This window comes from Dactylosporangium sp. CA-092794, assembly GCF_050948465.1.
Taxonomy (GTDB): Bacteria; Actinomycetota; Actinomycetes; order Mycobacteriales; family Micromonosporaceae; genus Dactylosporangium.
Window position 1 is genome coordinate 1,461,016 of record NZ_CP192044.1, and the last position, 15,950, is coordinate 1,476,965.

A 15,950-nucleotide genomic window follows, 5' to 3' on the forward strand; every position below is an offset into this window, starting at 1 on the left:
GAACGGGTTGTACCCAACGTGATTGTTTCGGGAGGGTTGTCATGCCGTCGCCGTCGCCCGTCGACATCTCAGCGGCGCCGCGCGCCGTGGTCGCCACGGCCGCCGAGCTGATCTACAAGGTCGGCCGCTCCTTCCTGGGCCCCGACCGAATGCCGACGGCAAAGGCAAACGCGTGGGCGGCGGTCTGCGCGGACCAGGAGCGCGCCCGCATCCGCGAGGAAAACGCTCGCGTGCTGCTCTCTCCCGCCCGCTGACCTCTCCTCCTCTCTCCTCTCTCCCTCGGCCCGGGCCCCAAAGGCCCGGCACCTTTGCGCCCCGGCCCCCGGCCCCCGGCCCCCGGCCCCCGGCCCCCGGCCCCCGGCCCCCGGCCCCCGGCCCCCGGCCCCCGGCCCCCGGCCCCCGGGCCCAGCGCTCGCCCACGGCCCCGGGCCCGGCTCGCGACCCCGGGCGCACCCACCCGCGACCCGCAGCCTCGGCGCACCGCACCGCGGCGCGGCGCGGCGTGCGCTGCCCGTAGCTCGGGCATGCCCGCACGATGGCGCCGTGGCCCGCTGCCCCCGGGGTGCACCGCTCACGGCCCCGCAGCTGCGGCGCGCCCCGCCCGTGCCCCGGCGCGCGCCGACGGCCCCGCAGCCTTGGCGCGCACTGACGGCCTGGCGTGCGCGCCCATGACTCCACGGTTGCCGCCGTGCGTCGCAGGTCGGGACGAAAAGTCCAGACACTTCGTGTCCGGACTTTTCGGATTTATACCCTGTCGGACGATAAATCCGATTCAACGCGCTGGTGGTCGTGGCTCCACTGGGTTCCCGGCGCGGTGTCCCCGGGTCGGCGCGGTGCCTGGACAGACAGTCGATTCGGGCGGCGCGTTCGGGAGGGCAAAGCGGCGCCGGGCGGGCAGCGTGGCGATAAGTCTCCGTGATCATGCACGCGACCGTCTCGGCGCCACGGGTTTTTCGTGATCGTGGAGACATAGTGTACCTATAGGTACATTGTCACTCCGTGATCATGGAAAACTCGTGGTCGCGTGGTGGCTTCGGCATGATCGCGGAGACTTCTGGTCCTCGCCTGCGGTCGGGTTGACGGTGTCTGCGGCGTTGCGTCCTGCTCGGGCTCGAGTGCGTGCTGGGCGAGCCGCCCGCCGGGTGCGGGGATCGGGGCGATCTCCGCCAAGGCGGATTTATCGCCTGACAGGGTATAAATCCGAAAAGTCCGGACACGAAGTGTCTGGACTTTTCGTGCTCGGTCTGCGGCGGGGGCTAAGAAGCGGCGCGGGGGCGGGGGGTTTTCGCGCGCAGCATCGCGTGGTCGGCGGCCTCGAAGGCCTCGGCGACGCTCTGGAAGTCCTCGCCCGACAAGCCGGCCCAGCCGATGGTCACGCCGACCGGGGTGCCCGGCACCAACGACTGCCAGTCCTCCGACGCGACCGCGGTCACGATGCGGCGGGAGATCTCGCGGGCCTCGCCCGGTGAGGTGGTCGGCAGGACGACGACGAACTCGTCGCCGCCGTAGCGGGCCACGAAATCGCCCTTGCGCATGACGCGGTTGAGCACGCCGGCGACTCGTTGCAGTACCAGATCGCCGGACAGATGGCCGTGGACCGTGTTGACCTGTTTGAAGCCGTCCAGGTCGCACACGCCCAGGGCGGCGTGGCCGCCGGCGGCGACCAGCTTGGTGATGTGCTCCTCGAGGTAGCGGCGGTTGGGCAGGCCGGTCAGCGGGTCGGTCTGCGCCTCGCCGCGGTGGAAGTCGACCTTGCGGACCAGGTCCTCGTGGTCGAGCAGGGCGGCGACGCCGTCGACGAACAGGTCGCGCAGCAGGTCGAGCTGGGCGTTGGCGGCCCGGTACGCGGCGCGGTCGGCGTGGTAGGCCGAGCGGTAGTCGGCGGCGCCCAGGTGGGCGAGGGCGCGCAGGCGGTGCAGCTCGGCCGCGCCCAGCGAGTCGTCGCTGACCTGGGCGGTCTCCAGGCGGGCGACCGCCTCGATCGGGCGGCGCTCGGCGATCGCCTGGCAGACGGCGCCGAGCGTGCGCAGGTCGCTGGCGCGGGTCGACAGGCCGGCGGACTCCAGCAGGGGCCACGGGTCGATCGGGGGCGGGGCGCAGCCGAGGGTACCCAGGCGTACCACCGCATAACCCATGGCACCGCGGGCCACCGGGCGCAGCCGGTCGACCTCGTCGTCGCGGATGCGTCGCTCCAGGTCGGTGGCGATGTCGCGGAGGATGCGCAGGCAGCCCTCGCTGTCACCGCGGTGGTCGAGGTCGACGGCGAGGCGCAGCCGGATCTGGGGCGCGGCGAAGTCGGTGTTCGCGGTCGGCACGCCGACCTCGACGGCGACCTCGCGGGCGCGGTCCATGGCGGAGAGGGCGTGGCCGTGAAAGCCGGTGTACGAGTACGCCATCGCGAGGTTGTGCCAGCCCCAGGCGGTGTTCTCGTCGGTCAGCTCGACCGCGCCGAGAGCCCGCGAGCCGTGCACCAGGGCGCGGACGCAGTGGTCGAGCGAGCCGGCGCGCAGGGCGACGATGGCGGCCAGGGCCTGCAGCTCGCCGTACTGCGCGGGGTCCTGCACCTGGCGGGCGGCCGCCAGCGCGGCGTCGAGCGCGGCCGGGTACTCGTCCGCGCGCCCGAGGTTGATCAGCGCGATGAGCCGCAGCTTGAGGGCCTCCACGCGCTCGTGCGGCGACTGGTCGCCGGCCAGCACCCGGTCCACGACCGTCATCGCCTCGCCGAGGCGGTCGCCGAAGATGAGGCGGCGGGCGCGCGCCAGCTCCGACGTGCGGTCGGCAACCGCCATCTGGACCCCCTTCCGGCGCGCTCCATGATTATGAGGTGCACCGCCTCGAAGATGACACGCCGGAAGAGCAGTTGCCCACGCTTTCGGCGACGATCGCCGCGGCCACCCGGACGCTCGCCGCGGCCGGGGTTGCCTCCCCGCGGGCCGACGCCGAGCTGCTCGCCGCCCACGTGCTGGGGGTACCACGGTCGCGCCTGGCGACGGCGGCGCTCACCCGCGCTCAGGCCGCGCAGTTCGAGCGCCTGGTGGCGGACCGCGCGACCCGCGTGCCGCTGCAGCACCTGACCGGCACCGCCCCGTTCTACGGCCTGGAGCTGGCCGTCGGCCCGGGCGTCTTCATCCCCCGCTTCGAGACGGAACTCCTGGTGGAGTGGGCCTTGCCACACCTGCGGCCGGCCGGGAGCGTGGTCGACCTGTGCGCGGGCTCGGGCGCCATCGGCATCGCCGTGGCCACCCAGCTGCAAGACCTTCAGGTGTACTCCGTGGAGCGGTCCGACCGGGCCCTGCCATGGCTGCGCGAGAACGTGGCCCGGCTGGCACCGCACGTGCGCGTGGTTGTCAGCGACATTTCGGATATTTCGCTTTTAGCGGATTTGGCGGGTACGGTCGGTGCCGTGCTCTGCAACCCCCCGTACGTCCCGGAGGCGACCAAGGTCGACGTCGAGGTGGCGGAGCACGATCCCCACGACGCGGTCTTCGCCGGCCCCGACGGTCTCGCGCTCATGCCGGCCGTCGCCCGGACCGCCGCCCGCCTGCTGCGCCCCGGCGGCCTGCTCGCCATCGAGCACGACGACACCCAGGGCGAGTCGCTGCCCGCGCTGCTGCGCACGACGGCCCGCTTCGAGGCGATCGAGGACCATCGCGACCTGGCCGGCCGCCCCCGGTTCACCACCGCGCGGAGGGTGGCAGACTAGCCTGTCGTGATGCTTTACGACTGCAGCCGGCTCGCCGAGCGCGAGCGGGGAATCGCCGCCGCGATCGAGGCGGTTGGGCGCGGGGACCTGATCGTGATGCCGACCGACACGGTGTACGGCATCGGTGCCGACGCCTTCAAGACCTGGTCGGTGACCGCGCTCAACAACGCCAAGGGGCGGACCACGCCGGTGCCGGTGCTGGTCGGGTCGCGGCACACGCTCGACGGGCTGGTCTTCGGGCTGCCGCAGGCGGCGCGCGACCTGGTCGACGCGTTCTGGCCGGGCGCCCTGACGATCGTCGTCGAGCACGCCCCGAGCCTGCAGTGGGACCTGGGCAGCACCGACGGCACGGTGGCGGTCCGCATGCCGCTGCACCCGATCGCCCTCGAGGTGCTGCGCGAGACGGGTCCGATGGCGGTGTCGTCGGCCAACAAGCACGGCCAGCCGCCGGCCGAGACCGCCGCCGAGGCGCGCGAGCAGCTGGGCTACTCGGTCAGCGTCTACCTGGAGGGCGGCCCCTGCCCGGAGCCGGTGGCCAGCACGATCATCTCGGTCGTCGGCAACGAGCACCGGGTGCTGCGCGCCGGCGCGATCCCGATCGAGAAGCTCCGCGAGGTCGTGCCGGACCTCATCGAGCCCGCCTCCTGATGGCGCCGTTCAGCGTGCTGTGCGTCTGCATGGGCAACATCTGCCGGTCGCCGATGGCCGAGCGGCTGCTGGTCGCCGACGCGCTGGCGCTGGGCGGGGGAGCCGACCAGCTGTATGTCCACGGCGCCGGCACCGGCGGCTGGCACGCCGGTGAGCCGATGGACCCGCAGGCGGCCCGGCAGGTCCTGGCCCGCGGCGGCGCCGTGGCCGGGTTCCGGGCCCGCAAGCTGCTGGCCGAGCACGTCGAGTCGTCCGACCTGGTGCTGACCGCGACCATCGAGCAGGTCGACTTCGTGGCCGCCCTGTGCCCGGACGCGGCGCCGCGCACGTTCGTCTTCGGCGAGTTCGGGCGGCTGATCCGCGGCGCCGAGCTGCCGTCCGGCCTGACCGACGTGTACGAGCGGGGCGTGGCCCTGGTCGAGGCGGCCGACGCGGCCCGGGCGGGCAAGCCGGCGCTCCCGTCGGACGAGCTGGACGACCCGTGGGGCCGCGCCGACGCCTACTTCAGCCGCGTCGCCGACGAGATCCACGCCACGACGAAGCCGCTGGCCGAGGCCTTGTTCGGCTAGAACCGAAAAATCCAGCCGCTTCGCGACCGGATTTTTCGGACTTATCATCATTTTTCCGGGCGGCAAACCACATCGTTCACTATCGCATCCCGCGAAAATACGAAATGTCCGATAAATCCGGCCACGAAGTGGCTGGATTTATCGCCTCAAGAGCCAGCAAGCACGCCTCAGAGCCAGCCGGCGCGCCTCGGGAACCGGCCAGCGGGGCTCAAAAGCCGGCCAGGCGGGGCTCAAGAGCCAGCCGGCGCGGCTCAGGAGCCGGCCAGCGGGGCTCAAGAACCGGCCAGCGGGGCTCAAGAACCGGCCAGCGGGGCTCAAGGGCCGGCCAGCGGGGCTCAGGAGCCGGCCAGCGCGGCGCGGGCGATGTTGCGGGCCATGCCGCCGAAGACGAACGCGTGGAACGGCGCCACCGCCCACCAGTAGGCGTGCCCGGCCAGCCCGCGCGGCAGGAAGATCGCGCGCTGCGCGTAGACCGCCCCGCCGCGCCCGTCGCCGAGGGCCCGCAGTTCCAGCCAAGCCCGGCCGGGCAGCTTCATCTCCGCGCGCAGCCGCAGCAGCGAGCCGGGCACGATCTCCTCGACCCGCCAGAAGTCCAGCGCCTCGCCGACGTAGAGCCGCGCAGGGTCCCGCCGGCCCCGGCGCAGGCCCACGCCGCCGACCAGCCGGTCCAAGCGGCCGCGGACCGACCAGGCGAGCGGGAACGAGTGCCAGCCGTTGTCACCGCCGATCGCCTCGATGACCCGCCACAGCCGCTCGGGCGGGGCCGCCACGGCGCGGGTGCGCTCGTCGCGGTAGACCGTCCCGCCCGACCACGACGGGTCGGTCGGCAGCGGGTCGCTGGGTGCGCCCGGCACCGCCGCGTTGGACCAGCGGGTCTCCACGTCGCCCGCGCCGATCTTGCGCAGGGCCAGGGTCACGGCGGTGTCGAAGCCGGTGAGGCCGTCGTGCGGGTCCGGGACGTACCGGGCGATGTCGTGCTCGCCGCCCACCGCGTCCCGCCGGAGGCCGTCGATCAGCGGGCGGGCGACCCGGTGCGGCACCGGCGTGACCAGGCCGACCCAGTGCGCGGAGAGCCACGGCGCGCTGCCGCGGACCGGCACGAGCGCGCGGGGGCGCAGGCCGGCGATTTGGGCGTACCGCCGCATCAACTCGACATAGGCGAGCACGTCCGGGCCGCCGAGATCGAAGGCCCGGTTGACCGGTGGCGGGAAGACCGCGGCCGCGGCGACCAGGTAGCGCAGCGCGTCGCGGACGGCGATGGGCCGCACGCGGTTGCGCATCCACGCTGGCGCGAGCATGACCGGGACGCGCTCGGTGAGGTACCGCAGCATCTCGAACGACGCCGACCCGGAACCGATGATCATCGCGGCCCGGAACACCACCGCCGGCACGGCGCAGCGCAGGAAGATGTCACCGGCCTCCCGGCCGGCCGGCTGCGGACCGTGGAGGTGGACGATGCGCTGCACGCCCGCGGCCTCGCAGGCGATGGCGAAGTTCAGCGCGGCGAGGCGGTCGGCGTCCTCGATCGGGTCCTGGCCGTGCGCGGGGATCAGGTAGTAGGCGACGTCGATGCCGGCCAGCGCCTCGGCCAGCCCCACGTCCCGTGCCACGTCGCCGAGAGCGACGTCGACCTTCGGCGCCCACGGCACGTCGCGCAGCCGGCGCGGGTCGCGGGTCAGGCAGCGCACCTCGTGGCCGGCCGCCAGCAGGCGCGGGACCAGGCGTCCGCCGACGTACCCGGTCGCACCGGTCACCAGACATCGCATGACTTCATGCTTACCGTGCGCAATCGGAACCTAGACTCGTTTCATGGGCGACACGTACTGGGGACCCGATTTCGAGGCGCTCCGCCGCACCGACCCGGAGATCGCCGACGTCGTCCTGGCCGAGCTCGGGCGCCTGCGCGGCGGCCTGCAGCTGATCGCGAGCGAGAACCTGACCTCCCCGGCGGTGCTGGCGGTGCTCGGCTCGACGCTCACGAACAAGTACGCGGAGGGCTATCCCGGCCGGCGGTACTACGGCGGCTGCGCCGAGGTGGACCGGGCCGAGGCGCTCGGCATCGAGCGGGCCAAGGCGCTCTTCGCCGCCGAGCACGCCAACCTGCAGCCGCACAGCGGCGCGAGCGCCAACCTGGCCGCCTACGCCGCGCTGCTCATGCCCGGCGACACGGTGCTGGCGATGGAACTGCCGCACGGCGGCCACCTCACGCACGGCAGCAAGGTGAACTTCTCCGGCAAGTGGTTCAACACGGTTGGCTACCCGGTGCGCAAGGACGACGAGCTCATCGACTACGACGAGGTGCGCGAGCTGGCCCGGGCGTACCGGCCCAAGATGATCATCTGCGGCGCCACGGCGTACCCCCGGCTGATCGACTTCGCCCGGTTCCGCGACATCGCGGACGAGGTCGGCGCCTATCTCATGGTCGACGCGGCCCACTTCATCGGCCTGGTCGCCGGCGGGGCGATCCCCTCGCCGGTCCCGCACGCCGACGTCGTCTGCGCCACCACGCACAAGGTGCTGCGCGGCCCGCGCGGCGGGATGATCCTGTGCCGGGAGGGCCTCGCCCAGCGCATCGACAAGGCGGTGTTCCCGTTCACGCAGGGCGGCCCGCTCATGCACGCCGTCGCCGCGAAGGCGGTGGCGCTCAAGGAGGCGGCCCAGCCCGCCTACGCCGACTACGCCCGCCAGGTCATCGCCAACGCGCGGGCGCTCACCGAAGGGCTGGCGCAGCAGGGCATGCGGCCGGTGTCCGGCGGCACCGACACCCACCTGGCCCTGGTCGACCTGCGGGCGCTGGGGATCACCGGGCGCGAGGCCGAGGAGCGCTGCGACGCCTCGGGGATCACGCTGAACAAGAACGCCATCCCGTACGACCCGGAGAAGCCGATGACCGCCTCCGGCATCCGGGTCGGCACCCCGTCGGTGACCACGCAGGGCATGCGGGAGCCGGAGATGCGCCGGATCGCGGCGCTCATCGCCGCCGCGCTGCGCGGCGAGCCGGTCGGCGACGAGGTGCGGGAACTCGCCGCGGCCTTTCCCGCGTATCCTTCCCCGTGATGAGAAAGCGGCTGCAGCACCTTCCCGCGGGCCTGATCGCGATGGCGGTCGTGCTCGTCGTCACCGTGCCGATCGCGCTGTGGCGCGACGGCTGGGTCGGCGTGGCCGGCGACCTCGCGGGCGTCGGGCTGGTCGCGGCCAGCTATTCGGTGTCCAGCCTGATCATCGCCGCGACCGACCTCAAGGCCCGGCAGTTGCTGATGCCGGTGGCCTTGGCGACGTACATTGTGAAGTTCACCATCATCGGCCTGGCCATGTGGGTCGTGGCGAGCGCCGGCTGGGGCGGCCTGCGGTGGCTCGGCGCCGCGGTGATCATCGCCGTGGTGGCCTGGATGGCCGCTCACTCGGTGTGGGTATGGCGGGCCAAGATCCCTTACGTCGAGGTCTAGCCGCAGGGGTTGCGCCGCTCCGACCCCTGTGACGTGTTGGGCCGGCCGCCGTTGACCGACCACACGGCCTGGCTGCGGAAGACGCCGTCCTGGCAGGGCGCGCCGACCTTCCGGGTGCGTTGCTCGGCCACCACCGTCCGTAGCGTCTCGCCCTTGGCCGCCGTGAATGCCTGCTCCGCCGCGGTTGTCCAGCCTTCAGGGGTACTGCGCTGCAGCCGGACGGTCAGCTCGAGCCGGTCGGGGCCGGGGGAGCCGCACTGGAAGCGCGCCCCGGCGGAGAGCTGGCCGTCACTGGCCGTGACGCGCAGCGGTGATATGGAGCACAGTAGCGGGCTGAAGCCGCCGGCCTGGCGCGGCGCCCCGTCGCGGCCGCTCTTCGAGATCGCGACGGCGGCCAGGATCACGAAGAGTGCGATGACGGCGTTGCGCAAGGTCACCACTCCAGCACGGAATGTTAGATTGAGCTTCTCAGCTAACCCGGTGAGGGTGACCGTGCGCAACATTCACTCATGTGACAGTCGTGTAATTGACGTTCGCCGAGGATTAGGCGTAGTAACGTTGACGCCCGCCGGTTGATGGCCCCGGCCCGATGAGCGAACCCCCGCGCGACGAGCACGCGGGGGTCGATGCACGGGTGCTCCCGGCAGGCTGATATTGTCACCGCGTCATGGCCGGTAACCAGACACCCAAGCAGTCCGGTGCGCGAGGCTCCAACGAAGGTTGGGCCGCCGTCGGATACCTCATCTCGGGCATCGCCGTGTGGGGCTTCGTTGGCTGGCTTGTCGACCGTTGGCTCGGTTGGCATGGAATCGCCACCGCGATCGGATGTGTGCTCGGCGCCGCGGGCGGTGTGTACCTGGTGGTCAAGCGGCTGGGCGCCTGAGCCCGGTGGCGTGAGGGTTTTCGAGAGGAACGTGGTGAGCAGCGACCTGGTGGTTCTGGCGGAGGTGCCATTCCCGCCCACCGTGGAGGACATCTTTCCACCGGCCTTGGGCCCCGAGTGGCTGACCAAGTTCAGCCTGTTCCTCTGGCTGGCCGCCGCCGTTGTGATCGTGTTCTTCCTGGTCGCCTACCGCAATCCGAAGATCGTGCCGACGAGGGGCCAGTGGCTCGCCGAGAGCATGTATGGCTTCATCCGCGAGGGCGTCGCCAAGGACGTGATCGGGCACGAGGGCCTGCGCTTCGCGCCGTATCTGGCCAGCCTCTTCATGTTCATCCTGGTCGGCAACGTCTTCTCGATCGTGCCGCTCATCCAGGTCTCGCCGAACGCGCACATCGCCTTCCCGTTCACGCTGGCGCTGTGCACGTACTTCCTCTATCTGTACCAGGGCTTCAAGAAGCACGGCTTCCTCGGCTACCTCAAGCACGCGACCGTGCTGCCCGCCCCGTGGTTCATGCAGCCGCTACTGCTGCCCATCGAGGCGCTGCAGACCTTCATCCTGCAGCCGCTCACGCTCGCGCTGCGGCTCTTCGCCAACATGTTCGCCGGCCACATGCTGCTGCTGGTGTTCACGCTCGGCGGCTTCGCGCTGCTCAATGCGGAGAGCCTGTTCCTCAAGCCGATCTCCGTCGTCTCCTGGGCGATGACGATCGCGCTCACCTTCTTCGAGCTGCTGATCGCCGCCCTGCAGGCCTACGTCTTCACGCTGCTGACGGCCAACTACCTCGCCGGCACCCTGGCCGAGGAGCACTGAGCCGCCAGCCGTTCGTCCGCAGCAACACCACCACCCCCGCTTCGAGCTTCGAAAGCGTTATTGCTCCACCCTTTTCAGTTGTCCCGCGTGAACCAGTCACGCGAGATCCCAGGAGGAAATCCACATGCTCGCTGAAGTCTCCGGTAGCCTCGCCGCCGTCGGCTACGGTCTTGCCGCCATCGGCCCCGGCATCGGCGTCGGTATCGTCTTCGCGTCGTACATCCAGGCGACCGCTCGCCAGCCCGAGTCGGCCGGCCTGACCCGCACCTACATGTTCCTCGGCTTCGCCGTGGTCGAGGCGCTCGCCCTGCTGGGTATCGCCTTCGGCTTCGTGTTCGGCTTCTAGTCCCTCCCCTTCGATTCGAGCCGGGAGGTTTCCCATGCCGATCATCTTGGCAGCCGAAGGGCCCAACCCGATCATCCCGATCTGGCAGGAGATCGTGGTCGGCGGTTTCGCCTTCCTCATCCTCTGCATTGTGCTGATGAAGTTCGTCTTCCCCCGCATGGAGGAGACCTTCCGGGCGCGGGTCGACGCGATCGAGGGCGGCATCAAACGCGCCGAGGAGGCGCAGGCCGAGGCCAACCGGCTGCTCCAGCAGTACAAGGAGCAGCTCGCCGAGGCCCGCACCGAGGCGGCCAGCATCCGTGACGAGGCGCGCGCCGACGCCACGGGCATCCGCGAGGACATCCTCGCGAGAGCCCGGGAGGAGAGCGACCGCATCATCGCGGCCGGGCGCGACGCCCTGCAGACCGAGCGGCAGACCATCGTCCGGCAGTTGCGGGCGGAGATCGGTTCGCTCGCGGTCGACCTCGCCGGCCGCATCGTCGGCGAGGCGCTGGAGGACGAGGCCCGTCGCCGCGGCACGGTCGAGCGGTTCCTCTCCGAAATCGGTGAGGGCGACGACAGCGCGGCCGCCGGTGCCGCCGGGCGGCGCTGATGGACACAATCAACCGCGAGGCCTACGGGGCCGCTGCCGACAAGCTCGCCGAGTTCTCGGCGAGCGCTGACGTTCAGCGGATCGGTGCGGTCGCCGACGAGATCCTCGCGGTGGCCGACCTGCTGCGGCGCGAGCCCCGCCTGCGCCGCGCGCTGGCCGACCCGGCCCGTCCCGCCGAGGAGCGGGCCGGGCTGATCCGTTCGATCCTGTCCGGCAAGGTCGCCGACCAGACGGTCGAGCTGCTGGCCGGGCTCGTGTCCGGGCGCTGGTCCGGGCCGGGCGCGCTGCTCGACGGCGCGGAGCGGCTCGGCGTCGACGCCCTGCTGGCCGGGGCCGACCGGGCCGGGGAGCTGGCCGACGTGGAGGACGAGCTCTTCCGGTTCGGTCAGATCGTCTCGGGCGACGGCCGCCTGGCCGGCGCGCTGAGCGACTCCACCGCACCGGCGGCGGCCCGCACCGCGCTGGTCGACGACCTGCTCACGGGCAAGGCCAAGCCGGCCACGCTCGGCCTCGCACGGCTCGCGATCGCCGGTTTCGGCGGCCGCGGCTTCGACAGCTCGCTGACCCGCCTCGTCGAGCTGGCCGCCGCGAAGCGGGACCGGTCGGTGGCCTACGTGACCACCGCCGTGCCGCTGAGCGACGCCGAGGAGCAGAGCCTGGCTGACCGCCTGGCGGAACTGTACGGTCGAGGGGTGTCCCTCAAGGTCGATGTCGATCCGCGCATCATCGGTGGCGTGCGGGTCAAGGTGGGCAGCGACCTTTACGACGGCACAGTGGCCCGTCGCCTCGCCGAGGCGAAGACGGCGCTCTCGAAGTAATTACCCCGAAGCTTTGTTACTCCAGATAGAAGGTTGAGGATGGCCGAGCTGACCATCTCCTCGGACGACATTCGGGGCGCACTCGAGCGCTACGTCTCGTCCGTTGATGCACGGATCTCCCGCGAGGAGGTCGGCGTCGTCTCGTACGCCGGCGACGGTATCGCCCAGGTCGAGGGTCTGCCCTCGACGATGGCCAACGAACTGCTCGAATTCGAAGACGGCACGCTCGGTGTCTCGCTCAACCTCGACGTCCGCGAGATCGGCGTCGTCGTCCTCGGCAAGTTCGAGGGCATCGAGGAGGGCCAGCAGGTCAAGCGGACCGGCCGGGTGCTCTCGGTCCCGGTCGGCGACGCGTTCCTGGGCCGCGTGGTCAACCCGCTGGGCCAGCCGATCGACGACCGTGGCGACATCCCGAACGAGGGCTTCCGCGAGCTCGAGCTGCAGGCCCCCAACGTCATGGCCCGCCAGCCCGTCAAGGAGCCCCTGCAGACCGGCATCAAGGCGATCGACGCCATGACCGCCATCGGCCGGGGCCAGCGGCAGCTGATCATCGGTGACCGCAAGACCGGCAAGACCACGGTCGCGCTGGACACGATCATCAACCAGCGGGACAACTGGAAGTCCGGCGACCCGAAGCGGCAGGTCCGCTGCATTTACGTCGCCATCGGCCAGAAGGCCTCCACGGTCGCCGCCACGCGGGCGACGCTGGAGGAGTTCGGCGCCATGGAGTACACCACCATCGTGGCCTCCCCGGCGTCCGACCCGGCCGGCTTCAAGTACCTCGCCCCCTACGCCGGCTCGGCCATCGGCCAGCACTGGATGTACGGCGGCAAGCACGTGCTGATCGTGTTCGACGACCTGACCAAGCAGGCCGAGGCCTACCGTGCGGTGTCGCTGCTGCTGCGCCGCCCGCCGGGCCGCGAGGCCTACCCGGGCGACGTCTTCTACCTGCACTCCCGGCTGCTGGAGCGCTGCGCGAAGCTGTCCGACGAGCTCGGCGGCGGCTCGATGACCGGCCTGCCGATCATCGAGACCAAGGCCAACGACATCTCGGCCTACATCCCGACCAACGTCATCTCGATCACCGACGGCCAGGTCTTCCTGGAGTCCGACCTGTTCAACCAGGGCGTTCGCCCGGCCATCAACGTCGGCACCTCGGTGTCGCGGGTCGGCGGCTCGGCGCAGGTCAAGGCGATGAAGGACGTCGCCGGCCGGCTCCGGCTCGACCTCGCGCAGTATCGCGAGCTCGAGGCGTTCTCCGCGTTCGCCTCCGACCTGGACAAGGCCTCCCGCGCGCAGCTGGACAAGGGCGCCCGCCTGGTCGAGCTGCTCAAGCAGCCGCAGTATTCGCCGTTCTCGGTCGAGGAGGAGGTCGTGTCGGTGTGGGCCGGCACGACGGGCCAGCTCGACAGCATCGCCGTCGGCGACATCAAGCGGTTCGAGACGGAGTTCCTGCAGCACCTGCGCTCCAGCCGCAAGGAGCTGCTGGACGTCATCGCCGAGTCCCGCAAGCTGGACCAGGACACCATCGCCGGCCTGACCGACGCGATCAACCACTTCAAGGAAGTCTTCTCGGCCAAGGCCGAGGAAGCGGGGGTCAGCGACGCGCCGGCCAAGGCCCTCGAGGGCGAGCAGGCCCGCGAGACCGTCACCCGCCAGGTCCGGAAGTCGGGCTGACGCATGGCCGGTCAGGTACAAGCACTGCGCCGGAGGATCCGCACGGTCAAGTCGACCAAGAAGATCACGAAGGCGCAGGAGCTCGTCGCCACGAGCCGCATCGGCCGGGCGCAGGAGCGGGTCGCCGCCTCCCTGCCCTACGCCGAGGCGATCACGGGCGTGCTGACGGCACTGGCGAGCAACGCCAACGTCGACCACCCGCTGCTGGTGCCGCGCAGCCCGGTCCACCGGGCCGGCGTGCTGCTGGTCACCAGCGACCGGGGGCTCTGCGGCGGGTACAACGCCAACGCGATCCGCACCGCCGAGCAGCTCATCTCCCGGCTCCGGCAGGACGGCAAGCAGGTCGCGCTCTACATCGCCGGACGCAAGGGCGTGACGTATTACCGATTCCGCGGCCGTGAGATCGCCGGGAGCTGGACGGGCTTCTCCGAGCAGCCGCGGTATGACAACGCCTCGGAAATCGGCGAGGCCCTCATCCAGGCCTTCGTCAACGGCGCCGACGACTCGATCGACGGCCCGGGGCCCGACGGCGTCCTCGGTATCGACGAGCTCTACATGGTCCACACGCAGTTCCGCTCCCTGATGACCCAGACCCCGGTCGCGCGGATCGTCGCGCCGATGGAGGTCGAGGAGCAGGAGGTGAGCGGGCCACTGCCGGCCTACGAGTTCGAGCCGGAGGCCGAGCAGCTGCTGGAGGCGTTGCTGCCGAAGTACATCAACACGCGGATCTTCGCGGCGTTGCTGGACTCCGCGGCCAGCGAGTCGGCCGCGCGCCGGCGCGCCATGAAGAGCGCCTCCGACAACGCCGACGACCTGCTGAAGCGGTACACCCGCGAGATGAACTCCGCCCGGCAGGCGGCGATCACCCAGGAAATCAGCGAGATCGTCGGCGGCGCCAACGCGCTGGCGGCGGCGGGAAGTGATGTGTGATGACTGCACCTGCAGACACCAAGACCGCGGTCGGCCGCGTGGTCCGGGTCATCGGCCCGGTCGTCGACGCCGAATTCCCGCGTGACGCCATGCCCGACATCTACAACGCGCTCCACGTCGACGTGACCCTCTCCGGGGGCACCCGGACGCTGACGCTCGAGGTCGCCCAGCACCTCGGCGACAACATGGTGCGCGCCATCTCCATGCAGCCCACCGACGGCCTGATCCGGGGCGCCGAGGTGACCGACACCGGCGCGGGCATCTCGGTGCCGGTCGGCGACGTGACCAAGGGCCACGTGTTCAACGCCCTCGGCGACGTGCTCAACGCCGACCCGGCGACGCTCGACATCAAGGACCGCTGGGAGATCCACCGCCCGGCGCCCGCGTTCGCCGAGCTCGAGCCCAAGACCGAGATGCTGGAGACCGGCATCAAGGTGCTCGACCTGCTCGCGCCGTATGTGCGCGGTGGCAAGATCGGCCTGTTCGGCGGCGCCGGCGTGGGCAAGACGGTGCTCATCCAGGAGATGATCATCCGGGTGGCCCGCAACTTCGGTGGTACCTCGGTGTTCGCCGGCGTGGGTGAGCGCACCCGCGAGGGCAACGACCTCATCCTGGAGATGGCCGAGGGCCAGGTGCTGGACAAGACCGCGCTGGTCTTCGGCCAGATGGACGAGCCGCCGGGCACCCGGCTGCGGGTCGCGCTCGCCGCGCTGACCATGGCGGAGTACTTCCGCGACGTGCAGAACCAGGAGGTGCTGCTCTTCATCGACAACATCTTCCGGTTCACCCAGGCCGGCTCCGAGGTCTCCACGCTGCTCGGCCGCATGCCGAGCGCCGTGGGCTACCAGCCGACCCTGGCCGACGAGATGGGTCAGCTGCAGGAGCGCATCACCTCCGTGCGGGGCAAGGCCATCACCTCGCTCCAGGCGATCTACGTGCCCGCCGACGACTACACCGACCCGGCGCCGGCCACCACGTTCGCCCACCTCGACGCGACGACCAACCTCGAGCGGTCGATCTCGGACAAGGGCATCTACCCGGCCGTCGACCCGCTGGCGTCCTCCTCGCGCATCCTCGCGCCGGAGTACGTCGGGCAGGAGCACTACACGGTCGCCCGCGAGGTGCAGCGGATCCTGCAGAAGTACAAGGACCTGCAGGACATCATCGCCATCCTGGGCATGGACGAGCTGTCCGAAGAGGACAAGGTGACCGTCGGCCGGGCCCGCCGCATCGAGCGGTTCCTGTCGCAGAACACCTACGCCGCCGAGCAGTTCACCGGCGTCCCCGGCTCGACCGTGCCGCTCAAGGAGACGATCGAGTCGTTCAAGAAGATCAGCGACGGGGAGTACGACCACTTCCCCGAGCAGGCGTTCTTCATGTGCGGTGGCCTCGAGGACCTCGAGCGCAACGCGCACGAGCTGATGAAGGACTGATTTCGGGCGTATTGCGCAAAGGCGTGTCACCTTCGGTGGCGCGCCTTTTCGCTACCTTGCCGTCCGGTGAAATTTTCGGCAAAGATCCTTCGCG

General features: G+C 71.0%; 17 protein-coding genes. 14 read left to right on the forward strand and 3 right to left on the reverse strand.

Annotated features, from left to right (window positions below; translation table 11 throughout):
* The first annotated feature begins 41 nt into the window (after positions 1 to 41).
* On the forward strand, positions 42 to 254 hold the full coding sequence (locus tag ACQPXD_RS06430; protein WP_432835775.1) for a hypothetical protein: 213 nt from the start codon (positions 42 to 44) through the stop codon (positions 252 to 254).
* 1,002 nt (positions 255 to 1,256) lie between these two features.
* Here the strand turns inward: ACQPXD_RS06430 and ACQPXD_RS06435 are convergent.
* Positions 1,257 to 2,789, reverse strand: a complete 1,533-nt coding sequence (locus tag ACQPXD_RS06435) for a diguanylate cyclase domain-containing protein (RefSeq protein ID WP_432835776.1) — start codon at positions 2,787 to 2,789, stop codon at positions 1,257 to 1,259.
* Between the two features lie 35 nt (positions 2,790 to 2,824).
* Here ACQPXD_RS06435 and prmC point away from each other — a divergent pair, with 35 nt between their 5' ends.
* From prmC to ACQPXD_RS06450, 3 genes are read left to right on the forward strand one after another with little or no spacing between them, the layout of a single operon-like run.
* The gene (prmC, locus tag ACQPXD_RS06440) at positions 2,825 to 3,703 is read left to right on the forward strand and encodes a peptide chain release factor N(5)-glutamine methyltransferase (protein WP_432835778.1); all 879 of its coding nucleotides are present in this window, start codon (positions 2,825 to 2,827) and stop codon (positions 3,701 to 3,703) included.
* A 9-nt stretch (positions 3,704 to 3,712) separates the two neighbouring features.
* A complete protein-coding gene (locus ACQPXD_RS06445) occupies positions 3,713 to 4,351 on the forward strand; it encodes an L-threonylcarbamoyladenylate synthase (RefSeq protein ID WP_432835780.1) in 639 nt (212 codons plus the stop codon).
* On the forward strand, positions 4,351 to 4,920 hold the full coding sequence (locus ACQPXD_RS06450) for a phosphotyrosine protein phosphatase (RefSeq protein ID WP_432835782.1): 570 nt from the start codon (positions 4,351 to 4,353) through the stop codon (positions 4,918 to 4,920). The genes ACQPXD_RS06445 and ACQPXD_RS06450 overlap by 1 nt, the downstream gene beginning before the upstream one ends.
* 335 nt (positions 4,921 to 5,255) lie before the next feature.
* Here the strand turns inward: ACQPXD_RS06450 and ACQPXD_RS06455 are convergent, their stop codons facing one another.
* Positions 5,256 to 6,686, reverse strand: coding sequence for an SDR family oxidoreductase (locus ACQPXD_RS06455; protein ID WP_432835784.1), 1,431 nt, complete (start codon positions 6,684 to 6,686; stop codon positions 5,256 to 5,258).
* A gap of 43 nt (positions 6,687 to 6,729) precedes the next feature.
* On the opposite strand from ACQPXD_RS06455, the gene glyA reads away from it, so the two are divergent.
* Positions 6,730 to 7,977: a serine hydroxymethyltransferase gene (gene glyA, locus ACQPXD_RS06460; RefSeq protein ID WP_432835786.1), complete on the forward strand. Its 1,248-nt coding sequence runs from the start codon at positions 6,730 to 6,732 to the stop codon at positions 7,975 to 7,977.
* The gene (locus ACQPXD_RS06465) at positions 7,977 to 8,366 is read left to right on the forward strand and encodes a hypothetical protein (protein ID WP_432835788.1); all 390 of its coding nucleotides are present in this window, start codon (positions 7,977 to 7,979) and stop codon (positions 8,364 to 8,366) included. Before glyA ends, ACQPXD_RS06465 begins: the two co-directional genes overlap by 1 nt.
* Here the strand turns inward: ACQPXD_RS06465 and ACQPXD_RS06470 are convergent.
* Complete coding sequence (locus ACQPXD_RS06470) at positions 8,363 to 8,803, reverse strand: hypothetical protein (protein ID WP_432835790.1); 441 nt, start codon at positions 8,801 to 8,803, stop codon at positions 8,363 to 8,365. The two genes, ACQPXD_RS06465 and ACQPXD_RS06470, sit on opposite strands and share 4 nt — an antisense overlap.
* Before the next feature lie 230 nt (positions 8,804 to 9,033).
* Between ACQPXD_RS06470 and ACQPXD_RS06475 the strand changes: the two genes are divergently transcribed.
* The 8 genes from ACQPXD_RS06475 (at position 9,034) to atpD (ending at position 15,856) form a co-directional block, all read left to right on the forward strand.
* Positions 9,034 to 9,249 carry an AtpZ/AtpI family protein gene (locus ACQPXD_RS06475; RefSeq protein WP_432835791.1) on the forward strand — a complete coding sequence of 72 codons (216 nt, stop codon included), beginning with the start codon at positions 9,034 to 9,036 and terminating at the stop codon, positions 9,247 to 9,249.
* A 34-nt stretch (positions 9,250 to 9,283) separates the two neighbouring features.
* Entirely contained in the window at positions 9,284 to 10,060 is a 777-nt protein-coding gene (atpB, locus tag ACQPXD_RS06480; protein ID WP_432835793.1) for a F0F1 ATP synthase subunit A, read from the forward strand.
* Positions 10,061 to 10,184: 124 nt separating this feature from the next.
* Entirely contained in the window at positions 10,185 to 10,406 is a 222-nt protein-coding gene (gene atpE, locus ACQPXD_RS06485) for an ATP synthase F0 subunit C (RefSeq protein WP_432835795.1), read from the forward strand.
* 34 nt (positions 10,407 to 10,440) lie between these two features.
* Positions 10,441 to 10,998 carry a F0F1 ATP synthase subunit B gene (locus tag ACQPXD_RS06490; protein ID WP_432835797.1) on the forward strand — a complete coding sequence of 186 codons (558 nt, stop codon included), beginning with the start codon at positions 10,441 to 10,443 and terminating at the stop codon, positions 10,996 to 10,998.
* The gene (locus ACQPXD_RS06495) at positions 10,995 to 11,816 is read left to right on the forward strand and encodes a F0F1 ATP synthase subunit delta (RefSeq protein ID WP_432843674.1); all 822 of its coding nucleotides are present in this window, start codon (positions 10,995 to 10,997) and stop codon (positions 11,814 to 11,816) included. Before ACQPXD_RS06490 ends, ACQPXD_RS06495 begins: the two co-directional genes overlap by 4 nt.
* A gap of 39 nt (positions 11,817 to 11,855) precedes the next feature.
* On the forward strand, positions 11,856 to 13,493 hold the full coding sequence (gene atpA / locus ACQPXD_RS06500) for a F0F1 ATP synthase subunit alpha (protein ID WP_432835799.1): 1,638 nt from the start codon (positions 11,856 to 11,858) through the stop codon (positions 13,491 to 13,493).
* 3 nt (positions 13,494 to 13,496) lie between these two features.
* Positions 13,497 to 14,423 carry a F0F1 ATP synthase subunit gamma gene (locus ACQPXD_RS06505; protein WP_432835801.1) on the forward strand — a complete coding sequence of 309 codons (927 nt, stop codon included), beginning with the start codon at positions 13,497 to 13,499 and terminating at the stop codon, positions 14,421 to 14,423.
* Positions 14,423 to 15,856, forward strand: a complete 1,434-nt coding sequence (atpD, locus tag ACQPXD_RS06510; protein WP_432835803.1) for a F0F1 ATP synthase subunit beta — start codon at positions 14,423 to 14,425, stop codon at positions 15,854 to 15,856. The genes ACQPXD_RS06505 and atpD overlap by 1 nt, the downstream gene beginning before the upstream one ends.
* The last annotated feature ends 94 nt before the right edge of the window (positions 15,857 to 15,950 follow it).

Excerpts from the sequence above, each read along its gene's own strand:
- ACQPXD_RS06450 (WP_432835782.1), top strand. The coding sequence starts at position 4,351 with ATGGCGCCGTTCAGCGTGCTGTGCGTCTGCATGGGCAACATCTGCCGG.
- atpE (WP_432835795.1), top strand. The coding sequence starts at position 10,185 with ATGCTCGCTGAAGTCTCCGGTAGCCTCGCCGCCGTCGGCTACGGTCTT.
- ACQPXD_RS06490 (WP_432835797.1), top strand. The coding sequence starts at position 10,441 with ATGCCGATCATCTTGGCAGCCGAAGGGCCCAACCCGATCATCCCGATC.
- ACQPXD_RS06435 (WP_432835776.1), bottom strand. The coding sequence starts at position 2,789 with ATGGCGGTTGCCGACCGCACGTCGGAGCTGGCGCGCGCCCGCCGCCTC.
- ACQPXD_RS06430 (WP_432835775.1), top strand. The coding sequence starts at position 42 with ATGCCGTCGCCGTCGCCCGTCGACATCTCAGCGGCGCCGCGCGCCGTG.
- glyA (WP_432835786.1), top strand. The coding sequence starts at position 6,730 with ATGGGCGACACGTACTGGGGACCCGATTTCGAGGCGCTCCGCCGCACC.
- ACQPXD_RS06505 (WP_432835801.1), top strand. The coding sequence starts at position 13,497 with ATGGCCGGTCAGGTACAAGCACTGCGCCGGAGGATCCGCACGGTCAAG.
- atpA (WP_432835799.1), top strand. The coding sequence starts at position 11,856 with ATGGCCGAGCTGACCATCTCCTCGGACGACATTCGGGGCGCACTCGAG.
- ACQPXD_RS06455 (WP_432835784.1), bottom strand. The coding sequence starts at position 6,686 with ATGCGATGTCTGGTGACCGGTGCGACCGGGTACGTCGGCGGACGCCTG.
- ACQPXD_RS06475 (WP_432835791.1), top strand. The coding sequence starts at position 9,034 with ATGGCCGGTAACCAGACACCCAAGCAGTCCGGTGCGCGAGGCTCCAAC.
- ACQPXD_RS06445 (WP_432835780.1), top strand. The coding sequence starts at position 3,713 with ATGCTTTACGACTGCAGCCGGCTCGCCGAGCGCGAGCGGGGAATCGCC.
- atpD (WP_432835803.1), top strand. The coding sequence starts at position 14,423 with ATGACTGCACCTGCAGACACCAAGACCGCGGTCGGCCGCGTGGTCCGG.
- ACQPXD_RS06465 (WP_432835788.1), top strand. The coding sequence starts at position 7,977 with ATGAGAAAGCGGCTGCAGCACCTTCCCGCGGGCCTGATCGCGATGGCG.